The sequence below is a fragment of the Muribaculum gordoncarteri genome (genome assembly GCF_004803695.1).
GTDB classification, from domain to species: Bacteria; Bacteroidota; Bacteroidia; order Bacteroidales; family Muribaculaceae; genus Muribaculum; species Muribaculum gordoncarteri.
On record NZ_CP039393.1, the window covers coordinates 662,374 to 685,323 of the forward strand.

Below are 22,950 nucleotides of genomic sequence, written 5' to 3' on the forward strand. Positions count from 1 at the left end.
TATATTTTATTCTGATTTTAAATTCGATGAGGGATTTTCACATGCCTTATGCCTGGTCATGGCCACGGCACACACCACTATGAGCGTCAGCACCACAATGGCCGAGATCACATAGTACAGCGTCAGGTAAGGAACTGTCACGGAGAAACTGTCAAGCCACATGTCGCTTATCAGGAATGCGGCCACAGTGCCGAGAACTACCGCCGGGACGGCTATCCAAAGCATTCCCGATGTAATCATCTTTACTATCAGGAGTGATGAAGCTCCGCTTATCTTGCGTATGGCTATCTCCTTGGAGCGGCGTTGCATCTCATCGCGCAGGAAGCCCGTAAGTCCCACAAACGCTATCAATGCGATTATGACGGCAACCGACAGGAATATGCGTTGTATGATTTTGGTATTCGAGTTTTGCTCGTCGGCTATGCTCTTGTAGCTTACAAGGTTGTATTCGCTTTCAGGATAATGATTTTTAATCTCGGCTTCAAGCTTGGTGAAGTTTGCGTTAAAAGGCTCCTTGAGCTTTATGGATATGTAAGGCACAATTTCGGGATTGTAATACATTATCAACGGCTTGATTTCTTCATTGAATGACTGCTGATAGTCCTTTATTATGCCTACGATGCGTTGTCGGTTGTGACGGTCGGTGCCTACCGTCAGATTGGGATTTTTGTCGAGCAGATTTTCCTCACGTAGGTTCATTTTCTTTATGAAAGTCTGGTTGACCACCGCTTCGCCTACATTTTTCGGAGCACGGCCCTGGAGGAGCGTCATTCCCATTACATCGATGTAGTTTTCCGAAATTTCGTCATAGGGTGAATAGAACATTGCATTGCCCTCGTCATTGTATATATTTTCACCTACGTGTCCCCACACGGGTGTGAATGCCGAGTAGGCCGTTTCTTCGATATATGGCATGTTTCGGGTCAAGTTTATGATGCCGTCCACTTTTCCGGGTTCATACCGGCTGAACATGAACAGGGCTTTGTCGTGGATATTCCATCCGCGATCCTTGTTGGAGATGTAGATGTACTGGGCGGTAATCATCACAAGCCAAGCCATAACGAAGGCCACGCCTGCAAATTCAATGAAAAGCAATATGCGTTTCCACAGTGAATTGCGTTCCCTGAAGCGGCGGAACACATTGGCCACCGGAATTTTGGAGAATATATGTGCAGGAATCACACCGCCCACTATTATAGTGACGGCCATCACCACCAAGGCGATGATTATTTTATCAGGCAACGGTGTCTTTCCGAATGAATCGTTGTATAATTCGGCTATCATGGGCTTGAATAACGCTGCGGTGGCAACCATTACGACAAGCGACATGAGCACTATCAATGTGGTTTCGGCAATGAACATGGAGAATATCGTGCCTTTGCCGGCTCCGTTGCACTTGTGCACACCGATCATCTTGGCGCGTTTTGAGAGCGACGACACTGACAGCAGCGCGTAGTTCAGAATCGCGATAAACAGCACGATCAGTGCGGTTGAAAGTAGTATCACGATCATGTTACGGGTGTACTCATATTCAAATACTCCGTAATTGATGGGGCGTGCCATTGCTTCGTATGAAAGGCCGTCGGCCTCGGGGCGATTTTTCTGAAGTATATTGTTAAGCTTCTTGTTGAGCACCTCGATGTCGGTGCCTTTTTTCACGCGCAGTAAGGTTTGCCAGGCCAATTGGTCGTTCCATCCGTGGCCTATGTAATTGTTGCCGAGTTTATAAACGGTAGGCATCGACAACACTATGTCAGGTCGGGTCGAAGTGTTTGGCGGTAATGATTTGTAGACTCCCACAATTTCGACATCTTCCGAGTCAAAAAAGAATCTCATGTGTTTCCCTATCGGGTCGCCTCCGGGAAAATTTTCTTTCACGAAATTGGTGCTGACAAATGCTGTTCCGGGCCGCGCCAGCTCGACCGAGGGATTGCCTTTAAGCACCTCGATGCCCATTGTAGTGAAGAAAAGCGAGTCGGCGGCGACGCCCGTTGAATTTACTTCCTGACCGTCCATCTTGAAGTAGCCTCCTCCGCTGTAAAAATTGGTCAGAACCGTCGATGACTCTACAAGATCGCTCAGCTCTTCGTTGATGTGTTGGCTGAACGGGCCGAACGTCATTGGCGAAGGATTTCGGCTTTCATTTTCCATCTTGGGCTGGGTCCATACCATATAGAGTTTCCGGTAGTCGCGATAGCCCGTGTCCATACCGGTGTAGTAGGAGATAATGGTGAGCAGCACAATGGCTACCATGAGCCCGGCTCCGAGCGACAACACCTTGATGAATGTTGTCGATCGGGCATTCACTATTGTACGCCATGCGTAGTATACCTGTTTCATTTTGTTTTATTGGGATATTTATTCGTTTCGCAGTGATGTTACGGGATTTTCTTTAGCTATGCGCTGTGTCATTAGTGCTACCACAGCAATTACGACTATGATGAGGAGGAGCGCGATTGCTACGTACCACAATCCGATTCCGCTTACGACTGTGGAGTATTGGCTGAACCATGCCCGTTGAAAGAACCATGCCGCCAATGTGCCTATAGCTACTGCGGGAACGGCGGTTTTCAGCATGTTGGAACACAGCAGCTCGACGACTTCACGGGCTGTCGCACCGTTTATCTTGCGTATGGCAATCTCCTTGCTCTTTCGTTGGATTTCATCGTTTATGAATCCTATCATTCCCATCGAGGTTATAATCACGATTATGATTATAGCAAGAGAGAAGATGAATATCATGATTTTTATCGATGAGTATCCGTTGGCGCCTAATTCGCTCACTTGAAGTATCCAGAAACCGTCATTGCCCATGTAGTCGCTGAGCGATTCGTTAAGGAGCTTGATGCTCTCATTTACGGGTCGTTTAAGGCGCACCGTGAAAGGTGACGCCGGGTTGCCGATATAATGCATTATGATGGGTTCCTGCTCATCGTAGAATCCGCCTATGTTGAAGTCCTTTACAATTCCGGTGATGCGTACTCGTCCACGTTCGGCATTGGTAAACAGGCCCTCGCCGGCTGTAGGCGATGTGTTTTCGGGAAGTCCCGACTTTCGCAGAAACTCTTGGTTGACAATTGCTTCGCCTTCCTGCTGAGGAGCGCGTCCGGCCAGCAGGGTCATGCCCATGACCTCGACATAGTTGGGCGAGCAATCGTCGGTGCGGCTTGAGAAGATTATGTTTCCGTTGTCGTCGCGTATATATTCACCCGAGTAACCGAATGCCGGGCACGAGTAGGATGATGCTATTCCCTCCACCGCCTGATGGCTTCGGATGAAGTTATAGGCTGCTTCGGGCGATATGTCCATGGTCATGTTTTCGACCTGAACCAATAGATCGGAATCGTAACCCTTGTCGGCCGTGCGCAAGTGCCGGTATTGTAGCGATGTCGCGCACAGCCATGCAAATACGAATGACACACCCACCAGCTCTATAAACAGGAGCACGCGCTTCCACCCGTTATTGCGCTCGGAAAAGCGACGGAACACCTGCGACACCGGAACGCGGGCAAACAGTCGGCCGGGAATAACCGCTCCCACGGCTACCATCATCAGTGCCACGGCTACTATCACCCATGCACGGTCGGCGTTAAGCATTTCGGTCAGCGGGTTGCCTGTCAATTCACTTATCGTGTCATTGAACAGCCACCACATTATTCCCATCAGCAACAGAGCAATCAGGGTGATGGTGACGGTTTCCAATACAAACATTCCGAATATTTTATTGCTGTCGGCTCCGCAACACTTGTGGACTCCGATAGCCTTTGCCCTCTTGCTCAATGTGGATATTGACATTAGGGCGTAGTTTAACGCCGTAATCAGGAACAGTGCCAGAGCCAAAGCTCCGAGTATCATGAGCTGGCGTCGTAAGTCGCTGTTTTTAAGGATGGAGTCACGAATTGATATGGCAAATGTTTCGCAGCTGTTGTCGTCGGCCGGCGGTGCGTGACGCTCGGTGACTTGATTTATGAGTGCATGGAGCCGCTCGGGATCGATGTCCTTGTCCTTAAGTCGCACGAATTCGGTCCATCCCGAACCTCCGTCCCAGCCAAAATAGCCTATGCCTCGATTAAGTAACGACGGGAGCGACAGCACGATGTCGCATGTGATGTCGCAATTGGCGGGCAACGCTTCGAATACACCCTTTATCGTAGCCTTGTCGTTGCCTCTTATCAGTTGGGTTCCCACGGGATTTTCGCCATGGAAAACTTCGTCGACCATGCGGGTGCTTACATATATCACATCATTCTGTTGAAGATCCAGGCGCGGATTTCCGCTTATCACATTGATACCCATTGTTTCAAAGAATAGCGAGTCGGCTGCGGTGGTGAAATAGGGCAGATTCCGGCCGTCGGCCATGTCAAAGCAGTTGCCTAAGTCGCGCATTGCCACCGCCGATTCAATCACGTCGGGCAGCTCCTCGTAGAGGCTTCCTGCGAGCTTTCCGTAGCATTGCCGTGTTATATCCGATTTTTTTCCTGCCGTTTCAAACTGCATCATCAGCTGGTAAATGCTGTCATAGTCGCGAAGGCATTTGTTGTAGCTTAGAGTGTAGGCAATGCCTGCAAACAATATTATACTCATGCCGAGTCCAAGCGTCAGCGACAGGACTTTGATTGTCGTTGCCGCCTTGTTTTGTGACAATGACCGAAGTGTATAGTATATCTGTTTCATTTTGGGTGATATTTATTCGCTTTTTAAAGATACTACGGGGTTTTCAAGCGCGACACGGCGTGTGAGCAGTGTTGCCGTGACGGTTACGGCCAGCAACACCGTGACAGCCGACACCGGGTACCACACTCCGATGTGCGGTGCCACGATGGTGTATTGCATGAACCACTCGCGCAGGGATAACCATGCCACGACTGTGCCGATGAGTGTGGCGGGAACTGCCGTCATCATTAAATCGCGGCACAACAGCTCGATAATCTGCCGTGACGACGCTCCGTTGATTTTCCGCACTGCAATCTCCTTGCTTCGACGGTATATGTCGTCGCCTATGAATCCCACCAGCCCTATGACGGTTATGATGATGCACACAGCGAGCGCGATGCAATATATGGTTATTATGTTTCTGACAGGTGCGTTTTTTGCATCCTCCAGCTCTTTGACCGAGGAGGTAAACCATCCGTCATTTCCGAGTGATTCAGCGAGATTTTTGTTCAATGCGTTGAAATTTTTGCGGAAGGGCTCTTTCAGTTTTATGAGGAACCAAGCCGGTGACTCATTGGTGTAGGTCATGATGATGGGCTCGCTGATTCCATGGATGCGGTTGCCGCCGATGTCGAAGTCCTTGACTATGCCCGTCACGTTGACCGGTGAGTTCTGGAGGAAGACGGTGAATCGGCCCGACATGGCTTCGGGTGAATCATCGCGGAGTCCGTATTGCCTCACAAATTCCTCGTTGACGAGGGCTTCGCCGTCACGTTGCGGCAGGGAGCCTGATTTCAACTGCATCTCGGCCAGCTCCACGATGTTGGGAGAGCACATGTCGTAGCGGCTTGAAAATATGGGATTGCGGCTGTCGTCCATAACCGTTCGTGACGGATATTGCGCAATGGGTGAGCCGAATGATATAGCGGTTCCTTCAACGTAGGGCAGATTGTTGAGATGACTCATCATCCCTTCGGGTTGGTTGGTCTGCATCATCACCAATCGGTCAGGATTGTAGCCCTTGTCGATGTTGCAGATGTGGATGTATTGCACCGTAGTGACGCACAGCCATGCGAAAATAAGTGCCACAGCGGCTATTTCGACAAAGAGCAGTGCGCGTTTCCATCCCGGGTTGTTGCGGGAGAAGCGTCGGAATATGCTTGTCACGGGTATTCGCGTGAATATGGGCACCGGAATCATGACGCCTATCGCGGTTATCACTGCAACCACGGCGACTATGATCCATGCCCTGCCTGCGCTGAACAGGTCGTTGAGCGTGATGCCTATTTTGCTTTCGAGGGGTTCGCTTGCGATGAATAGGATGGCCCACATCAGCAACAGGGCAATTATGATGGTGACAAAGGTTTCAATGAAGAACATCGAGCCGATGGCCGCGTCGCCGGCTCCGCAGCATTTGTGGACGCCTATGCCTTTGGTGCGCTTGCTGAGCGACGATATCGACATGAGCACATAGTTGAGTGCCGTTATCAGCATTATAGCCAGCGCTATGGCTCCCATGACGAAGACGAGTCGGCGCACATTGGGGTCGTCAAGCGTTATTTTGCGAATAGGGATGGCAAATATCTCGGCGCTGCTATCGTCGGTGGGCGGTGCGTGATTCACCAGTACTTGGTTTATCAGCCGGTGGAGCAGCTTGGGGTCGATGTCGTTGTCCTTCAGGCGTATGTAACTGTGCCAGCCGTTGTTCTCTATCTCCATGCGGCGGTTCTGATTGTCCCACCTGTCATATCCCCAGATGCCGAGGCGCGTCTGCGGCAGAGTGAAGAGTATGTCGGGACTGTTGAGCGAATTGTTGGATGGCAGCGACTTGAATATGCCTTTTATAGTGCCTTCCTGCTCTCCGTCGAAAAATGAGAGTTTGCGGCCAACGGGATTTTCTCCGTGCATGAAATCATTCACAAATTGCGAACTCACGTATATGGCGCCGGGCTGCTGCATGTCGAGTGATGGATTGCCTGACAATACTTCGATGCCCATCGTGGCGAAGAACATCGAGTCGACGGCGAGGCTTTGACCGTAAATGCGTTCACCGTCGAGAGTCGAGAACGAATCTTCGCCTAAATCCCTGACGGTAGTGGCCGACTCTACTATATCGGGCAACTCCTCGAGCAAAGCGCCCGCAAGTCCGCCGTAGCACTCTGCGATTTGTCCCGATTCATTGCCTGCGGTTTTATAGTCGGTTTTCAGTTGATAGAGGTTCTCGTAACCGTTCAGACAGGTGTCGTAACTCAAATCATAGGCTATTCGTGTGAACAATATAATACATATACCCAGCCCTAAGGCAAATGATACAACCTTGATGGCTGTAGTCGCCTTGTTGTGCCAAAGAGTGGTCAATGAATAGTATATTAGTTTCATCTTGGATTATTTGATAAAAATGATCGGTTTACTTAAAATAGTTGTAAATATCGTGCCAAACTTGCAATCGATTGACAGTCAACGGTTTGTTTTCCATGCTGTTTCCGCAAGTGTAAAATTTTTAGACACAAGCGTATGATTTGTTGACAGTATGGCGGCTCTAAAAATGATTGTTTATTTACAAAGTTATACAATAATTTTGTAGATTTGTCCATTATGAGTAAACGCAATAAAATAGTTGTAGTCGACGATAATCGGGGTGTGCTTGCTGCGGTTAGCCTTCTGTTGCGTCCCTATTTCAATCAGGTGATTACGCTTCAGTCGCCTGTAAGGCTTGAAGAGGTGCTGCGTGACGGTGTTCCCGACTGCCTGTTGCTTGACATGAATTTCAGTGCGGGAATCAACACCGGCAATGAAGGCATATATTGGCTGAACCGTGTGAAGCGTCTTTATCCCGACCTGCCTGTAGTGCTGTTTACTGCTTACGGTGACATAGACCTCGCCGTGAGAGGAATGAAGGAGGGCGCGGTCGATTTCATCATAAAGCCGTGGGACAATGCAAGGCTTGTCGACACGCTGCTGAAGGCTTCAGGCGGCCGGAAGTCGAGAAATGCGGCTGCCGATGACGATAACTCCATGTATTGGGGCGAGAGCAAGGCCATGCTTGCGCTTAAGTCGCTTGTTGAGCGAATAGCTCCTACCGATGCAAATGTGCTTATTACGGGAGAGAACGGTACCGGCAAGGAGGTGCTTGCACGTGCGGTGCATCGTCGCTCGGCGCGTCACTCGCGTCCCATGCTCAGCGTCGACATGGGGTCGGTGACCGAAACCCTGTTTGAGAGCGAGTTGTTTGGCCACGTTAAGGGTGCATTTACCAATGCGTCGGCCGACAGGGCGGGAAAGTTTGAAGCTGCCGACGGCAGCACTCTCTTCATGGACGAAATAGGCAATCTGCCTCCCTACCTGCAGTCCAAGCTGTTAACCGTCATCCAGAACCGCAAGATCGTGAGGGTGGGGAGCAACAAGCCGGTCGATGTAGACATAAGACTTATATGCGCCACCAACTGCGACCTGCAGGCCATGGTTGCCGACGGACGCTTCCGTCAGGATTTGCTCTATCGCATCAACACCATACACCTTGAAATACCTCCGTTGCGTCAGCGAAAGGATGACATAGTGCCTCTTGCCGAAATGTTCATGAAGCGTTTCAGCGAGAAGTACAAGCGAGAGGCGTCGGAGCTCGACGGCTCGGCGCGTGACAAACTCATGTCACACTATTGGCCCGGCAACATTCGCGAGCTTGAGCATGCGGTCGAGAAAGCCGTGATAATAAGCGACGGCCCTGTGTTGAGGGCTTCGCACTTCGAGCTTCCTAAGGTTGAGGCTTCCGTTCCGGGCGATGTGGCCGGAGCCACTCTTGAAGATATGGAACGACAGATGATAACCGCAGCCGTCAACGACTGTCACGGGAACTTGAGCGCGGTTGCGTCACGCCTTGGCATAACGCGCCAGACACTCTACAACAAGATGAAAAAATTCGGATTATGAAAGGCTTTTTGTTGCGTATAGCGGTTGTAGTCGTTTTGTGTGCCGTAATCGGCGGGCTGTGCCTTTCACGCGACTGGATTGTCGCGTCATTTTGTGGGATTGGGCTCATTTTCCTCATCGTGGAGTTGTGCAGCTACTACAAGCGCAGCGACCGCAAGATAAAACTGCTTCTTTCAGCCTTGGAGAACGGCGACAGCAGTGTGCGCTTCTCGACCCGCAGGCTGCACTCGGTCAATTCCGAGGTCAACACGATGCTCAACAGCATAGCGCAGATACTTAATGAGGTGCGCACCGATGCGGCCCGGCGTGACAAGTACTACGAGGTGATACTCGATTTTGTCGATACGGGAATAATCGTGCTTAACTCGGCCGGTGCCGTGTATCAGAAAAACAGGGCGGCGCTGCAGATGCTGGGCCTGGAGGTGTTCACCCACCTTAGGCAGCTTAAGGGGCATCCCGAACTCATGGAGGCTTTGGCTCAATGCGGGTCGGGCGACAAGCTGCAGGTCGACATGACCTTGCCGCGCGGCAAGGTGACGCTGTCGTTGAGGGTGTCGGGGATGATGCTGAGAGGCGAACTGATGCGTATCGTTGCGTTGAGCGACATCAACCGTGCGCTTGACGAGCGTGAAATAACCACATGGATGAAGCTTACGCGCGTCATGACTCATGAAATTATGAACTCGCTCACCCCCATAACATCGCTTAGCGAAACGTTGATGACGATGCCCGATGACAATATCGACGAGATAAGGCAGGGCATGTCGACAATCTATTCCACAAGCCGTGACCTGATAGGTTTTGTGGCCTCCTACCGCAAGCTGACGCACATTCCCACACCTTGTCCGCGATTGTTCAACGTGAAGCCGTTTCTTGAGCGCATGATTGAACTTGCCAGGTATCAGGTGGAGGCGTCCAATGTGAGGATGACAGTTACGGAGTGTGCCGACGACCTTATCGTCTATGCCGATGAAAACCTGGTAGCCCAGGTGGTCACCAACCTGCTGAAGAATGCCGTTGAGGCTATGAACCACAAGGGTGAAGTGACCATGAAAGCCTGCAGCGACAGTAACGAGAGCGTCAACATCGAGATAGCCAACGACGGGCCGCGCATCGACGATGAAGTGGCACAGCAGATATTCGTGCCTTTCTTCACCACCAAGCCAAGCGGATCGGGCATAGGCCTGAGTCTGAGCAAGCAGATAATGCACCTCAACGGCGGCACGCTCACGCTGAGGCCCTATTCGTCATGCAGCAACACGACATTTGTCCTCACATTCTCCTGACGCTATCTCTCGCCCCAGCGCGAACGTAACGGATAGCGGCTCGGGTGCAGCAACAGTCTTAGCGAAGTGGGGTAGGAGAAGTAGGCCCATATCCAGTTGATGAGCACGGTGAACTTGTTGCGCATACCGAGTATTGAAATCAGATGCACAAACATCCAGCAGAACCATGCCGGGAAGCCCGAAAGTTGCACGTGATTCAGGTCGGCTACGGCGCGATTGCGTCCCACGGTGGCCATCGACCCTTTGTCCTTGTATCGGAACGGAGTCTTGAATTCCCCGTCATTGAGATTTTTTGCAAGTGTGCGCGCCTGCTGTATTGCCACTTGTGCCAGTTGCGGGCATCCGTGAGGATATGCGTCGTCGGCGTGATACGATATGTCGCCTATAATGAATAGATCGTCGATTCCCTGTGCGCGATTGAACTCATCGACCACAAACCGATGCCCCGGACCCATTTCAGGTGACGCTCCCTTGAACTCGAATGTCACGCCCGTGACTCCCGCCGTCCATATCACCATTTCGGAGTAGATTTTCGTGCCGTCGGAGAAGGTCAATACATTGTCTTCATAGGACTGCATGCGCCGTTGCAGGTGCACATCCACCATGAGGCTTTTTAGATATTCAAGCGCGTGACGCGAAGCCGAGGGACTCATGACCTGAAGCAGCCTGTCGGAACCTTCGACAAGGATTATCTGCACCTCATCGGGATTGATTCGCGGATATTCGCGATGGATTATGTAACGCTTCATCTCGCCTATGGCTCCGGCCACCTCAACTCCGGTAGGGCCGCCTCCGATGACAACGAAGCTTAGCAGCTTGCGACGCTCTTCAAGGTCGGTGGTGATGCTTGCGCGTTCGAGGCGGTCGAGAATCTCGTTGCGGCATCGCAGCGCCTCGCTCGTGCTCTTCAGCGTGTACACATATTTATATAGGTCGGTCATGTTGAAGTAGTTGTTGATCGTGCCGGCCGCAATGACGAGTTTGTCGTAGTGTATGGTTTCAAATTGTGTAGTCAGTTTCTTCTCGACGACATCGATTGTCTTCACCTCGCCCATGTTGTAGATGGGGCGCGGCTTCATTTTGCGCATTTCGCGCCTGAATGGAAACGAGATGCTGGCGGGGTCGAGGCCCGATGATGCGATTTGATAAAATAACGGCGGAAAGCTGTGATAGTTGTTACGGTCGATGAGCAGCACGTCATACTTGTTTCGGTCAATGCGCTTTATGAAATTTATTCCGGCAAATCCTCCGCCCACCACTACTATTTTTTCTTTGGAATCCATGTAGATATGTTATTTTTTCAAAATTCGTAAAATAATCAATATTAATGGCGTATCTTTACACGATATTTTGCAATGGATGCTATAAATCGATATTCAATGATATACCTAAGATATATACTCGTTTTTGTCATATTATGTTCATCGTGGACATCATCTATTTTTGCGCAGATTAATGCCGAGCAGGTTCTGAGGGTAGGACGCAACACACTCTATCTCGAGGACTACGTGTTGTCGATTCAATATTTCAATCAGGTGATAGCCGCAAAGCCCACCCTTGCGCAGCCCTATTTCTACCGTGCCATAGCCAAGATAAGTCTTGACGACTATCAGGGAGCCGAGAAGGACGCCTCTACTGCAATTAAATATAATCCGTTCATAACCAACGCCTACGAGGTGAGAGGAGTTGCCCGCCAGAATCTCGGCAAGCTGAAGGAGGCCATTGAGGATTACACTACGGCACTCGAGCAGTTGCCCGAAAACAAGGGAATCCTGTTTAACAAGGCTATGGCCGAGGAGGAGCTTAAGGATTACGATGCCGCCGAGACCACCTATGCGACTTTGCTCGGCGCTTATCCCAACTACGACAACGGTTATGTGGGGCGTGCCAAGCTGCGTCTTGCCAAGGGTGACACTATCAGCGCCGTGGCCGACCTTGACAAGGCATTGAAATTGAATAAAAACGCGACCAACGCCTATGTGTTGCGCGCTGATATAGCAATCCAGTCGTCGCGTGACTTCAAAACGGCCCTTGACGACATGAACGAGGCCATAAAGCTTCAGCCACAGTATGCGGGCTTCTATATCAACCGAGCTTTCCTGCGTTACAACCTCGATGACTATTTCGGCGCTATGGCCGACTATGACTACGCTATCCAGCTTGACCCGTTGAATACCGCCGCGCTTTTCAACCGAGGACTGCTTCGCGCCGAGGTGCACGACAACAACAAGGCAATCGACGACTTCAGCAAGGTGCTCGACCTTGAGAGCGACAACTATAAAGCGCTTTATAACCGAGCCATACTTTACAAGGAGATTGCCGACTACAAGAGTTCGGTAGCCGACCTCAATCGCGTAATCGAGGCGTTTCCCTCGTTTTCGGGTGCCTATTTCGCCCGTTCCGAAAATCTGCGTATGATGGGTGACATGGCTTCGGCCGAGCGTGACTACAAGCGTTCGATGGCTCTTGCCAAGCAGCCTGTGAGCGATGACGGCAATAGGGATGAGAACAGCAGCAGTGCCGATGTTGTGAATGAGTCGCAGGAGGCCGTGGCTAAGCGCTTCACTTCGTTGTTGACAATCGACAATAATGTCGGCGCACGCGAGGAGTATAACACCGCCGGAATAAAGGGTCGTGTCCAGGATCGTAACGTGGCGATAGAGGTTGAGCCTATGTTCACACTCAGCTACTATGTCACCACCAACGAGATAAAGGAGATGCCTTACTACATCAAGGAGATCGACGACCTTAACTCAACCCGAATGCTGCGTTTCATAGTCATGGTGACCAATCATGAGCCCCAGCTTTCCGATGAAGAGGCCATAGCAAGGCACTTTGCGTCGATTGAATATTATAACTCCTACATAGCGACTCACCAGCCCCGAGCCATCGACTACTTCGGACGGGCTATGGATTTCTTCACGTTGCGCAACTATCAGGCTGCGTTGACCGACCTTGACCGTGCCATAGAGCTTACACCCGACTTCACGCTTGCCTATATGCTGCGTGCTGTTGTCAAGCTGAGAAATGCCGAAACCGAGCGATTGTCGGGAGAGTCGAAGACCGAGCCCGGATTGCGTGACTTTGGTGCGCAAGGTGCCAAGATGCTGGCCTCGACCGTTATGGCCGACATTGACAAGGTGATAGAGCTGTCGCCGCGCATGGCCTTCGCCCACTACAACAAGGGCAACGTGCTTGTGTCGCTCGGCGATTATACTTCGGCCATAAGCGCCTACACCAAGGCTATCGAGCTTAAGGCCGACCTTGGGGAGGCCTATTACAACCGCGGCTATCTCTACCTGATGCTCGGCAATAAGGATGCCGGCATAGCCGATCTTAGCAAGGCCGGTGAGCTTGGAATCGTTCCCAGTTACAACCTGTTGAAGCGAATGACTCGCTGATGCGGAAATTTTGTGGATGATTCTGTGGCGTGATTGCGGAATTTTGACTATTTTTGACATTATACTTTATACTATCATAAAATACCTATTTTTCTTATGTTACCTGAAGATCTAAAGACACTTGAGCAGAAGGGCATCAGCCCTGAAGCTTTCAATGCCCAGATTAAGAGATTTGAAACCGGATTTCCTTACCTGCGCATCCTTGATTCGGCACGCGTGGGTTGTGGAATAATCAGTCTTGACGATGCCGGCCGTGAAAAGGCTGTTGCACGTTGGGATGAATATTTGTCACATGGCGGACAGGTTTTCAAGTTCGTTCCTGCATCGGGTGCCGCATCACGTATGTTTAAAGCGCTTTTTGAATTCCTTGATGCCGAGGCCAACGAGCCGGCCGAGGGAAGTGCTATGGCCGACTTCTTCAAGCGCCTGCCTGACTTCGCTTTCTATGCCGAGCTTGACGCAGTGTGCCAGACCCTTTACGGAAAGGATATACCCGCATTGCTCGACGGAGGCGAATACAAGAAGATTGTAGCCGCTCTGCTTGGCAAGGAGGGAATGAATTATGGAAGCCTGCCCAAGGGACTGCTTAAATTCCATCTCTATGCCGATGGTGCGCGCACTCCTCTTGAAGAGCATCTTGTTGAGGGCGCACAGACCGCTACCGACAGCCAAGGTGTGGTTAACCTTCACTTCACTGTTTCGCCCGAGCACCGCACGTTGTTTGAGGCAAAGATTGCCGAAGCGGTTCCCGCACTGGAGAAGAAGCTTGGCGTGAAGTACAACATAAGCCTTTCGGAGCAGAAGAAGTCGACCGACACGGTTGCCGTGAATCCCGACAACACTCCCTTCCGCGAGGACGGCAAGCTGTTGTTCCGTCCCGGAGGTCACGGTGCCTTGATCGAGAATCTCAACGACATCGACTCGGCTGTCGTGTTTATCAAGAATATCGACAACGTGGTTCCCGACTCGCAGCGTGGCGTAACCTTGGAGTATAAGAAAGTGATTGCAGGATACCTGATTGAGGTACACGACAAGATTGAAGAGTATATGCGCAAAATCAATGCAGGCGACTACACAATGGACGATGTGCGCGAAATGATATCGTTCATGCACGACACTCTCAATCTGCGTGACGATGCGATGAAGAACCTTGAGGATGTCGACCTTGTGCTCTACATCAAGAATAAGCTCAATCGCCCCATAAGAGTGTGCGGAATGGTGCGTAACGAAGGCGAACCCGGCGGTGGCCCGTATATCGCTTACAATCCCGACGGCTCTACCTCGCCTCAGATTCTCGAAAGCACTCAGATTGATCCTGCCAACAGCCAGTACAAGGAGATGGTGGCCCGCGCCACTCACTTCAATCCGGTTGACCTCGTGTGCTTCCTGAAGGATGTCGACGGTAACAAGTTTGACCTTCCCCGTTATGTCGACCCCGACACCGGCTTCATCTCGTCGAAGTCACGCAACGGAAAGGAGCTTCGCGCACTTGAACTTCCCGGATTGTGGAACGGTGCCATGAGCGACTGGAACACGGTGTTCATCGAGGTGCCCATCGGTACGTTCAACCCTGTCAAGACCGTCAACGACCTGCTCCGTCCCGCTCATCAAGGTTAATGCCGTCGAGGCACAAACATTAAGTTCGCGTCAGGCGTTATAACAGTGTCATGAATAAGAAGGATGCTGTAAAAAAGATTTGGCGTGAAAGCTTTGATGATTCAGAGCAGTATGTCGACATGTTTTTCTCCCGGATTTACCGCGACGACGACGCTATGTTGCTCGTCGATAACGGAATCCCGTCGAGCTCATTGCTGTTACAACGTTACGCCATGAACTTTCATGGCGTAACTGTTTCTATAGGTTACGTGTGCGGGGCGGCCACTATCAAGGATGCCCGTTGTCACGGACTGATGCACCGGCTCATGAGCGATGCGCTGCGGGAGTCCTATCGCCGTGGCGATGTGCTGTGCTCGCTCATTCCCGCCAATGAATGGCTGTTCCACTACTACGGCCATCAGGGATTCTCGCCGGTGTTCTATGTCGATGTCGAGCGTTACACATCGATGCACACGTTCCGTCACTCGGGTAAGTATTTCCGGTTTGAAGATGTCGACTCGGACGATGCCTACGATTTCTTCAACACCATGATGAGGCAGCGCCCGTGCTGTGTTCAACATTCGCGTGAGCAGTATGACTGGATATTGATGGACAATTCGATCGACTCGGGCACGGTGCTCGGCATTGTCGACGGAATGGACAACATCGCCGCTCTCGCATTTGTAGTGTCACACGACGGCATCGCGCTGGTCAAGGATGTGCTTGCCGTGGACAATGATGCACGTGACGCCATCCTGGAGGAGATACACAATCTTTACGCCGACATGCCTGTAACGGTGCTCGGATACTACACTCCGGGACGCGAGGAGCTTGTGGCGCGCGGCATGGCGAGGATTGTCAATGCCTTCCGCTGCCTTGAGATAATAGCATCGGTCTATCCTCGGCTGAAGCTTGTGATGAGGCTGTGTGACTCAATCGTGCCTGAAAACAGCCATGTCTACAGGATTCACGATGGATTGTGTGAGATAGATGACGACTACGAGGGGCAGTGTGACTTCGATATTGACATAGAGGTTCTGACCTCGATAATATTCGGTAACGATGTCACGCGCCGGTTGCTCGATTTCCCGGCAACGCGCCCCTTCATAAGCCTTATGCTCGATTAAAAAAACAGATTGTTATGATACGTGAACTTATATCTGCGACAATGCTCGCATTGTCGGTCATTACAGTGTCGGCCGATAACGACGGCAAGGTTGAGAGCATCAACCAAGCCGAATTTTCGGAAAAGATATTTGATTACTCGACCCGTGAGAAACCGGTGATAAAGTCGGAGCGTCCGGCTGTCATCGATTTCTGGGCACCGTGGTGCGGTCCGTGCCGACGACTCGCTCCGGTGATGGATTCACTCGCCGTGCGCTACAAGGGCAAGGTGGATTTCTACAAAATAAACATTGACAATAACGAAGCTATAGCCAGGCAGTTGCGTGTAAGCTCGATACCCCTTGTACTATTTGTTCCGGTCGACGGCAACGATGTGCAGGGCATGATGGGAGTATATCCCACCGACGCCTATGTCGATGTCGTGGATGAGTATCTGCTGGGAATGCCTTCAAAGTCGCGTTAGGCCGTAAGCTCTATCGACTTCTCCTCGGCAATTCGCCTCATGTTGAGGATGGCGTAACGCATGCGACCGAGTGCGGTGTTTATGCTCACTCCGGTAGCGTCGGCGATTTCCTTGAAGCTCATGTCGTTGTAGTAACGCATCTTCAGCACTTCGCGCTGAGAGTCGGGGAGTGCTTCGATGAGGTTGCGCACATCGGCGTGTATCTGGTCGATTACAAGGTGATCCTCGATGTTGTCGTCACACAGGTCACGACGGTTCATCAGGTCGGCGCTGTATTCATCGGTCGACACGTTGTTCTCCGACTTTGACTGCCGGTAGTAGTCGATTATGAGGTTGTGGGCTATGCGTGTAAGCCAGGAGCCGAATTTTCCCGTTTCGGTGTATCGTCCCTGTTTCAAAGTCATTATGATTTTTATAAAGGTGTCTTGAAAGATGTCGTCGGCGACATCTTTGTTCTTTACAATGTGCATTATGTAGGAAAATACTTTGGATTGATGACGGGTTAAAAGCGTGTCAAAAGCCTCGTTGTTTCCTTCGAGATAGAGCTCTACCAACTGCTGGTCGGTAAGATTGGTCAAATTTTGCATTATTGTCAGAAAATTGTTGATTGGAGTAGAGGTGTACTTATAGGCGGTAAGGTTAAAATGGTTAATAATGGATGTTTTTACAAATGTAGTCAAAAACATTGAAATATTCAATGGTTTAAGATAATAAAATTGTGATTTTTGAGTTGTCGCATCAAATTGCGTTACGTTGATAATAAACAGGGTTGTGATGGCGTTGTAAATATGTGTCGTTATTTAAAATTGCCTATGGATAGAAAGTCTACTCAACATAACTCCCCGATAAAAGCCTCAAAGTGCCGTAAGGATGTCGAGGCTCTACCCGACAAACGCACCATCGAGTTTATAAGGATGTTTGCTCGAGGTTACCATTGCGAGCCGACCCTTGCACGAGGGTTGCAGGATATGGTGCTTAACTGATGTGACGCTATCGGCGTGACGGATTGTAGCCCGACCCGATGAGTGGCGATGCCGAGTTGTAGAATGTCGAGTCGAGCATTTGCCTGAGCGTGACCTCGGGATGGCTTTTCATGTAAGATTCTATTATGCGTAACCCTATGTAGCGTCCGGCGCGTCCTGGCGACTGTGGGTGGAGCAGTGTCGTGTGAGGTGCCGTCGCCGTGAGTCGTGACGCTATCTCCATGTCGGTGGAGTAGAGCATCTTCCTTTCGATCAAGGCATTCCACGCCGGAGCTTCGTTATCCACGAGCCATGTCAGCTGTGACTTGTCGTAGCCTAATGCTGTGGCTATGTCACTTCCGGGGACAAGTTGCATGACGGCTTTCACAAGGGCTCCCTCATAAAGCAATCGGCTCAGCACGGTGGCATCGTTTGACGGTCGGTAGGGATAGGCCGTGGCGATGATCGATTCGGCTATGTCGTAGGGCAGCCGTGCGGCGGTTTTGGTGGCTCGGCGGTAACCGTCAAGGTGTTTGTAGCCCTCGTAGTCACATCCCAGATAGTGGTTCAGACCCAACAACATCACCGTGTCGGCGAGAATTATCGACTGATTGTAGGTGATTACCGCGCTGTAGATTTCGGGCGGCGTTATGTCGGGGAACTCGTCACCCATGCGGCTGTATATGCACCCCGTGACGGCCTCGATTGAGTCGAGCGACAAGAAGCGTGATTCTATGTCGGGAGTGAAAACTCTCACCCCTCGGCTTTGGGAGTAGGCGGTCAGCGACGAGTCGTTGATGTCGTTACCGAGCATGATGCGCAGCGCAACGGCAAATGTGTCACGTAGGGCCTGTCGGTCGGCACTGTCGGCTGAGGCATAGCGGTAGGCCGCTATGTCAAATCGATGTATTTCAACAGGTGCGCAATCGTCGACCGGTGCCTTGCCGCAGCCGATGAGCATTGCCGTCGACAGCACGGTCAGGATTGCCTTAAGCTTGTGGTTCATTTATTGATTGGGTTCTGATTGTCGCAAATTTAGCCTATTTTTGTATTTATGGAGCAGATTGTTGTTCAAAAATGCTTCATTTCTATGCTTCACGGACAAAAATGTGCCGTATGTTGACGAAAATACGAGGCTATTTCTTAATTTTGTAGTGAATTTCAACCAAACTATGCTCCGATTGATTAGACTTATATTGTGCCTCTTCGTCGTGTCGTTGACTTCGCTGTCGATTATGGCCGGTGACTTCATCGTAGTCCTCGACCCCGGTCATGGAGGTCATGACTACGGAGCTATCGGTGCAAAGGCAAGGGAGAAGGACATAAACCTCGGCGTGGCCCTCAAGCTCGGCGCGCTATTGAAAAAGGAGAAAGGTGTCAAGGTAGTCTACACCCGCGACGGCGACTACTTCAAGACGCTGCAGCAGCGTGCCGACATTGCCAACAAGGCTCATGGCGACCTCTTCATCTCGATTCACACCAATTCACTCGACAAGAAAGCACGTAACCGCAAGACGATAAGCGGTGCGTCGACCTACACTCTCGGTCTTCACAAGAGTGCCGAGAACCTTGCGGTGGCTAAGCGTGAGAATGCCGTGATGATGCTTGAGGATGACTTCTCGACAACCTATTGCGGGTTTGATCCCAACTCAACCGAGTCCTACATCATATTCGAGCTTAGCCAGAACAACCATCTCGACCAGAGTATCGACTTTGCCGGCAAACTTCAGTCGGAGATGAAGTCGACAGCCGGAAGGGTTGACAGGGGAGTGAGGCAGGCCGGATTCTGGGTCCTCGCAAAGACGAGCATGCCCGCGGTGCTGATTGAGCTTGATTTTATATGCAATCCCACTGTCGAGCGTTACCTCGCTTCGGAGAGCGGACAGAAAAAGTTTGCCGAGGCGATTCACAACGCCTTCAAGAGCTATAAGACCGCCTACGACCATCGTCAGGGCGTGGAGCCTGAGCCCGATGTCGATGTCGACGACGATCAGCAGTCGGTTGATGATGACTCCGACAAGAAAAAGCGCAAGGAGATGAGTGAACGCAAGAAGCGTGCCCGCAACCGTCCCGAGTCGATCGAGGGAAATAAATCGTCGGCCAAGGAGGTTGTCGTCGATGACGGCGATGTCGCTTCCGAAAGCTCCGAAGAGGGATTGCGTTACAAGATTCAGTTCCTTACAAGCGGAAAGCCTCTTTCCAAGAAGTCGAAGGAGTTCAAGGGGTTGAAGAATGTCGATTCCTACCGTGACGGAGGTCTTCACAAATACACCGTAGGCAACTACAAGTCGATGGATGACGCCGAGAAGGAGTTGCGAAAGGTCAGAGCTAAATTCCCCGAGGCTTTCGTGATTACCATGCGCGACGGTAAACGTATAAAATGATTAGATTGTTTAAATAGTAAACATACACAAAAAAGATGAAACGCTATTCAAGAGAGTTGATAATAGGAATGTCGGTGCTTGTGGCGCTGCTGGTGCTTTTCTTCGGCATCGATTACCTTAAAGGCATCAACGTGTTCAAGGCCGCCAACTATTACTATGTGTCCTATACCAATGTAAACGGACTTACAGTGTCGTCGCCTGTTACCATCAATGGATTCAAGGTGGGTCAGGTGCGTGACATAAACTATGAATATGACAATCCCGGTCATGTGCTTGTGGAGCTTTCGCTCGACAAGAAACTTAAGGTGCCCTCGGGCAGCAAGGCTATCATAAAGAGCGACCTGCTCGGTACGGCTTCGGTAGAGCTGCAGTTTTCCACCTCGGCCGACAGCCACGATGTGGGCGACAAGCTGATAGGTGAGGCTATGCCTTCGATGCTCGATAATGTTGCGAGCGAGCTGATGCCTACGGTTAGCTCCATATTCCCGAAGGTTGATTCGCTGCTTACCTCGGTCAATAGACTCGTGTCGGATTCGGCATTGCTTTCATCGGTGAAGCGTCTTGACAAGATTACTGCCAACCTGGAGGCTACCACCGTAAACCTCAACCGCACGCTTGCAACGATGCCCAAGGTGATGACTACGGTCGACGGCGTGGCGTTGAACCTCGACACCATAACGGCCAATCTCGCCCTCGTGTCGCAGGAGCTGAAGGAGATGCCCATCGAGTCGACATTGCAGAATGTCCATGACATAACTGCCGACATGAAGGTTCTTACCGGAAAGCTGAATTCGACCGACAATTCACTCGGACTGCTGCTTAACGACCGAGGCCTCTATGACCACCTTAACGGGGCCGCAGGTGGATTGGATTCGCTCCTGTTTGATGTGAAGAAGAATCCCAAACGATATATTCCGCCGATTAAGGTATTTTGACGGTAGTTGTCGCTTATTTGGAATCATTCTAAATAGTTGATAACTGTCGGCGGAAAATGTTCCACAATCCACTCCTTAGTGGTAAAGCAATGTTCAGGGAGTTTCACGGAACTCCCTGAACATTTTATTTAACATTTGTGATTGTGCTAAAGTGCTGGCTATTAGTCGAATGATATTCTATAGCTATCGTGGATGTGATTAAAATGTTAAAGGTTTGATAATGCGCTGACTGACAGATGTGTTGCAAAACCATTATAAAATCCAAATTTTTTCTTCATTGTTTTTGTAAAAAAAAACGAAGAAATTTGCAATACAAAGATAAGCCCTAAAGAATAACTACAGATGGAAAAGACTCACATTAATTTGTGGGAGGACTGCCTTGAAATATTTAAGGACAATCTTCCTACGGAACAATTTGACGCCTGGTTCAAGCCTATAACATCAATAAGCTTTGATGGCCGTACGCTTAAATTGATGGTTCCGACATCCTTTTTCGTTGAGCAGCTTGAGGAGAAATATATGAAGCTCCTTGCGCCGACTCTTCGTAAAGTTTACGGACCCAAGGTGCAGCTTTTCTATCAGTATGACACAGTGGCCAAGGACCCCACCTCGTCGGTCACTATCGAAAGCTCGCGTCCGAGTCCCGCCGTGCAGCCCCATTCGGTCAATCCTTTTAAGACCGATGTCGTTGCCGACTTTGACTCGCAGCTTAATCCGCGTTACACATTTGAGAACTATTGCGGCAGCATCAGCAACAAGATTGCACGTTCCATCGGAGAGGCTATCGCATCCAATCCCAAGTGCAAGACTTTCAACCCTCTGTTTATCTTTGGGCCTACCGGTGTAGGCAAGACTCATCTTATTCAGGCTATAGGCATACGCATCAAGGAGCGCAATCCGCAAAGCCGTGTGCTCTATGTGTCGGCGCGCCTCTTCGAGAGCCAGTACACTACCGCCGCAACAGCCAAGCCGAGCCGCATCAATGACTTCATCAACTTCTATCAGTCGATCGATGTGCTGATAATCGACGACATTCAGGACCTCATGCGCAAGACTGCTACACAGAATGCGTTTTTCCACATCTTCAATCATCTGCATCAGAATCAGCGACAGATAATCCTGTCGAGCGACTGTGCGCCCTCCGAGATGATGGATATGCACGACCGACTGCTGTCACGCTTCAAGTGGGGAATGACCGCCGAACTTGAGCGTCCCGACCTCGACCTGCGTCGTGAGGTGCTGACTCAGAAAGCTTCACAGGACGGACTCGATCTTCCGTGTGAGGTAATCGAATACATAGCCGCCAATGTCACCGACAGCATCCGCGAGCTTGAGGGCATCGTGGTGTCGCTGATGGCCCATGCTACGGTGCTTGGCAAGGAGGTGACGCTCGACCTCGCCCAGTCGGTGCTGGCCAATGCCGTGAAGATACAGCGCAAGACTGTAAACTTTGAAATGATTGCTCAGTGTGTGAGCGACTACTATAATATAGAGCCCGACCAGCTCTTCACCAAGAACCGTAAGCGCGAAATTTCCGATGCCCGACAGATGGTTATGTACTTGTCGAAGCGTCATGCCAAGATGCCTGTCACGGCAATAGGCGCAAGACTTTCACGCACTCATGCCACGGTGCTTCACGCTTGCCGTAACATAGAGGAGCGACTTTCGCTTGAAGCTGCGTTACGCGATGACGTGTCGAAGATCGAGGCTTCGCTTACATGTTGATTGTGCAGTTTTTATTTAAAATGTAGATTAAGGTAAGGCGGCTGTGAAATCAGTCGCCTTTTAGTATCTATTAACGGGTGTGTGCCTGATTGTCGCACAGGTGAAGGACTACCTTTGCCATGTAATCTTTAGGCAATCGATATGGGAACAATCAACACATCCGACATTATTTTCGCCACGCTTTTTCAGCATGGCCGTCAGGTAGTCACACTCCGTCTAAGCGGGCTTTCATCGTTCAGTGACATAATCAGGCAAGTGCGCCGTGCATCGGCCGGATGCATCGGGCTTGTCACTCTTCATCTCCGCAATTGCACCCAAGGCTGGAGCGGCAATCGCCCTATAATGATGCGTGGATGCGATGTGGCTCCGGTGCAGCTGTCGCTTTTCTGATTGGATGTTATTTGTGGCAGAGGGGGTGAAAATGTGATGTTTTTGTAGAATTATTCTTATTTGTACGATTATTATGTATAAATTTGTGCAAAGCAATGCAACT

At 50.6% G+C, this 22,950-nt stretch carries 17 protein-coding genes; 11 read left to right on the forward strand and 6 right to left on the reverse strand.

What is annotated here, in order from left to right; translation table 11 throughout:
- Positions 1-6: 6 nt before the first annotated feature.
- The 3 genes from E7746_RS02865 to E7746_RS02875 are packed head-to-tail and all read right to left on the reverse strand — an operon-like array spanning position 7 to position 7,032.
- The gene (locus E7746_RS02865; protein ID WP_136409767.1) at positions 7-2,340 is read right to left on the reverse strand and encodes an ABC transporter permease; all 2,334 of its coding nucleotides are present in this window, start codon (positions 2,338-2,340) and stop codon (positions 7-9) included.
- A gap of 18 nt (positions 2,341-2,358) precedes the next feature.
- Complete coding sequence (locus tag E7746_RS02870; protein WP_136409768.1) at positions 2,359-4,674, reverse strand: ABC transporter permease; 2,316 nt, start codon at positions 4,672-4,674, stop codon at positions 2,359-2,361.
- A gap of 12 nt (positions 4,675-4,686) precedes the next feature.
- On the reverse strand, positions 4,687-7,032 hold the full coding sequence (locus E7746_RS02875; protein WP_136409769.1) for an ABC transporter permease: 2,346 nt from the start codon (positions 7,030-7,032) through the stop codon (positions 4,687-4,689).
- A 216-nt stretch (positions 7,033-7,248) separates the two neighbouring features.
- Between E7746_RS02875 and E7746_RS02880 the strand changes: the two genes are divergently transcribed.
- Positions 7,249-8,580 carry a sigma-54-dependent transcriptional regulator gene (locus E7746_RS02880; RefSeq protein WP_135947397.1) on the forward strand — a complete coding sequence of 444 codons (1,332 nt, stop codon included), beginning with the start codon at positions 7,249-7,251 and terminating at the stop codon, positions 8,578-8,580.
- Positions 8,577-9,866, forward strand: a complete 1,290-nt coding sequence (locus E7746_RS02885; RefSeq protein ID WP_136409770.1) for a sensor histidine kinase — start codon at positions 8,577-8,579, stop codon at positions 9,864-9,866. The genes E7746_RS02880 and E7746_RS02885 overlap by 4 nt, the downstream gene beginning before the upstream one ends.
- A 2-nt stretch (positions 9,867-9,868) precedes the next feature.
- Here E7746_RS02885 and E7746_RS02890 read toward each other — a convergent pair whose 3' ends face one another.
- Positions 9,869-11,149, reverse strand: a complete 1,281-nt coding sequence (locus E7746_RS02890) for an NAD(P)/FAD-dependent oxidoreductase (protein WP_123396130.1) — start codon at positions 11,147-11,149, stop codon at positions 9,869-9,871.
- 96 nt (positions 11,150-11,245) lie between these two features.
- Between E7746_RS02890 and E7746_RS02895 the strand changes: the two genes are divergently transcribed.
- The 4 genes from E7746_RS02895 to E7746_RS02910 all read left to right on the forward strand — a co-directional run bounded on the left by E7746_RS02895 (position 11,246) and on the right by E7746_RS02910 (position 16,451).
- The gene (locus E7746_RS02895) at positions 11,246-13,267 is read left to right on the forward strand and encodes a tetratricopeptide repeat protein (RefSeq protein WP_168184282.1); all 2,022 of its coding nucleotides are present in this window, start codon (positions 11,246-11,248) and stop codon (positions 13,265-13,267) included.
- Positions 13,268-13,363: 96 nt separating this feature from the next.
- Positions 13,364-14,884, forward strand: coding sequence for a DUF4301 family protein (locus tag E7746_RS02900; protein WP_135947400.1), 1,521 nt, complete (start codon positions 13,364-13,366; stop codon positions 14,882-14,884).
- Between the two features lie 50 nt (positions 14,885-14,934).
- Complete coding sequence (locus tag E7746_RS02905; RefSeq protein ID WP_135947401.1) at positions 14,935-15,990, forward strand: GNAT family N-acetyltransferase; 1,056 nt, start codon at positions 14,935-14,937, stop codon at positions 15,988-15,990.
- 14 nt (positions 15,991-16,004) lie between these two features.
- Positions 16,005-16,451, forward strand: coding sequence for a thioredoxin family protein (locus E7746_RS02910; RefSeq protein ID WP_136409772.1), 447 nt, complete (start codon positions 16,005-16,007; stop codon positions 16,449-16,451).
- On the opposite strand, the gene E7746_RS02915 is transcribed toward E7746_RS02910, so the two are convergent.
- A complete protein-coding gene (locus E7746_RS02915; RefSeq protein WP_136409773.1) occupies positions 16,448-17,038 on the reverse strand; it encodes an RNA polymerase sigma factor in 591 nt (196 codons plus the stop codon). The genes E7746_RS02910 and E7746_RS02915 overlap by 4 nt on opposite strands.
- 225 nt (positions 17,039-17,263) lie before the next feature.
- Here E7746_RS02915 and E7746_RS15065 point away from each other — a divergent pair, with 225 nt between their 5' ends.
- Entirely contained in the window at positions 17,264-17,434 is a 171-nt protein-coding gene (locus E7746_RS15065; RefSeq protein ID WP_168184283.1) for a hypothetical protein, read from the forward strand.
- A 7-nt stretch (positions 17,435-17,441) separates the two neighbouring features.
- On the opposite strand, the gene E7746_RS02920 is transcribed toward E7746_RS15065, so the two are convergent.
- On the reverse strand, positions 17,442-18,419 hold the full coding sequence (locus tag E7746_RS02920; protein ID WP_136409774.1) for a gliding motility protein GldB-related protein: 978 nt from the start codon (positions 18,417-18,419) through the stop codon (positions 17,442-17,444).
- 166 nt (positions 18,420-18,585) lie between these two features.
- On the opposite strand from E7746_RS02920, the gene E7746_RS02925 reads away from it, so the two are divergent.
- The 4 genes from E7746_RS02925 (at position 18,586) to E7746_RS02940 (ending at position 22,847) form a co-directional block, all read left to right on the forward strand.
- Positions 18,586-19,797 (forward strand): N-acetylmuramoyl-L-alanine amidase family protein, encoded by a 1,212-nt coding sequence (locus E7746_RS02925; protein WP_136409775.1) that lies wholly within the window; start codon positions 18,586-18,588, stop codon positions 19,795-19,797.
- 35 nt (positions 19,798-19,832) lie between these two features.
- The gene (locus tag E7746_RS02930) at positions 19,833-20,732 is read left to right on the forward strand and encodes an MlaD family protein (RefSeq protein WP_136409776.1); all 900 of its coding nucleotides are present in this window, start codon (positions 19,833-19,835) and stop codon (positions 20,730-20,732) included.
- Positions 20,733-21,074: 342 nt separating this feature from the next.
- A complete protein-coding gene (gene dnaA, locus E7746_RS02935) occupies positions 21,075-22,457 on the forward strand; it encodes a chromosomal replication initiator protein DnaA (RefSeq protein ID WP_136409777.1) in 1,383 nt (460 codons plus the stop codon).
- 141 nt (positions 22,458-22,598) lie between these two features.
- Complete coding sequence (locus E7746_RS02940) at positions 22,599-22,847, forward strand: hypothetical protein (protein ID WP_123396121.1); 249 nt, start codon at positions 22,599-22,601, stop codon at positions 22,845-22,847.
- Positions 22,848-22,950: the final 103 nt, after the last annotated feature.

Bases quoted from the DNA above. Each gene is read 5' to 3' on its own strand.
- E7746_RS15065 (WP_168184283.1), top strand. From the start codon at position 17,264: ATGGATAGAAAGTCTACTCAACATAACTCCCCGATAAAAGCCTCAAAG.
- E7746_RS02895 (WP_168184282.1), top strand. From the start codon at position 11,246: ATGATATACCTAAGATATATACTCGTTTTTGTCATATTATGTTCATCG.
- E7746_RS02880 (WP_135947397.1), top strand. From the start codon at position 7,249: ATGAGTAAACGCAATAAAATAGTTGTAGTCGACGATAATCGGGGTGTG.
- E7746_RS02905 (WP_135947401.1), top strand. From the start codon at position 14,935: ATGAATAAGAAGGATGCTGTAAAAAAGATTTGGCGTGAAAGCTTTGAT.
- E7746_RS02925 (WP_136409775.1), top strand. From the start codon at position 18,586: ATGCTCCGATTGATTAGACTTATATTGTGCCTCTTCGTCGTGTCGTTG.
- E7746_RS02915 (WP_136409773.1), bottom strand. From the start codon at position 17,038: ATGCAAAATTTGACCAATCTTACCGACCAGCAGTTGGTAGAGCTCTAT.
- E7746_RS02900 (WP_135947400.1), top strand. From the start codon at position 13,364: ATGTTACCTGAAGATCTAAAGACACTTGAGCAGAAGGGCATCAGCCCT.
- E7746_RS02885 (WP_136409770.1), top strand. From the start codon at position 8,577: ATGAAAGGCTTTTTGTTGCGTATAGCGGTTGTAGTCGTTTTGTGTGCC.
- E7746_RS02910 (WP_136409772.1), top strand. From the start codon at position 16,005: ATGATACGTGAACTTATATCTGCGACAATGCTCGCATTGTCGGTCATT.
- E7746_RS02875 (WP_136409769.1), bottom strand. From the start codon at position 7,032: ATGAAACTAATATACTATTCATTGACCACTCTTTGGCACAACAAGGCG.
- E7746_RS02930 (WP_136409776.1), top strand. From the start codon at position 19,833: ATGAAACGCTATTCAAGAGAGTTGATAATAGGAATGTCGGTGCTTGTG.
- E7746_RS02865 (WP_136409767.1), bottom strand. From the start codon at position 2,340: ATGAAACAGGTATACTACGCATGGCGTACAATAGTGAATGCCCGATCG.
- E7746_RS02890 (WP_123396130.1), bottom strand. From the start codon at position 11,149: ATGGATTCCAAAGAAAAAATAGTAGTGGTGGGCGGAGGATTTGCCGGA.
- E7746_RS02920 (WP_136409774.1), bottom strand. From the start codon at position 18,419: ATGAACCACAAGCTTAAGGCAATCCTGACCGTGCTGTCGACGGCAATG.
- dnaA (WP_136409777.1), top strand. From the start codon at position 21,075: ATGGAAAAGACTCACATTAATTTGTGGGAGGACTGCCTTGAAATATTT.
- E7746_RS02870 (WP_136409768.1), bottom strand. From the start codon at position 4,674: ATGAAACAGATATACTATACACTTCGGTCATTGTCACAAAACAAGGCG.
- E7746_RS02940 (WP_123396121.1), top strand. From the start codon at position 22,599: ATGGGAACAATCAACACATCCGACATTATTTTCGCCACGCTTTTTCAG.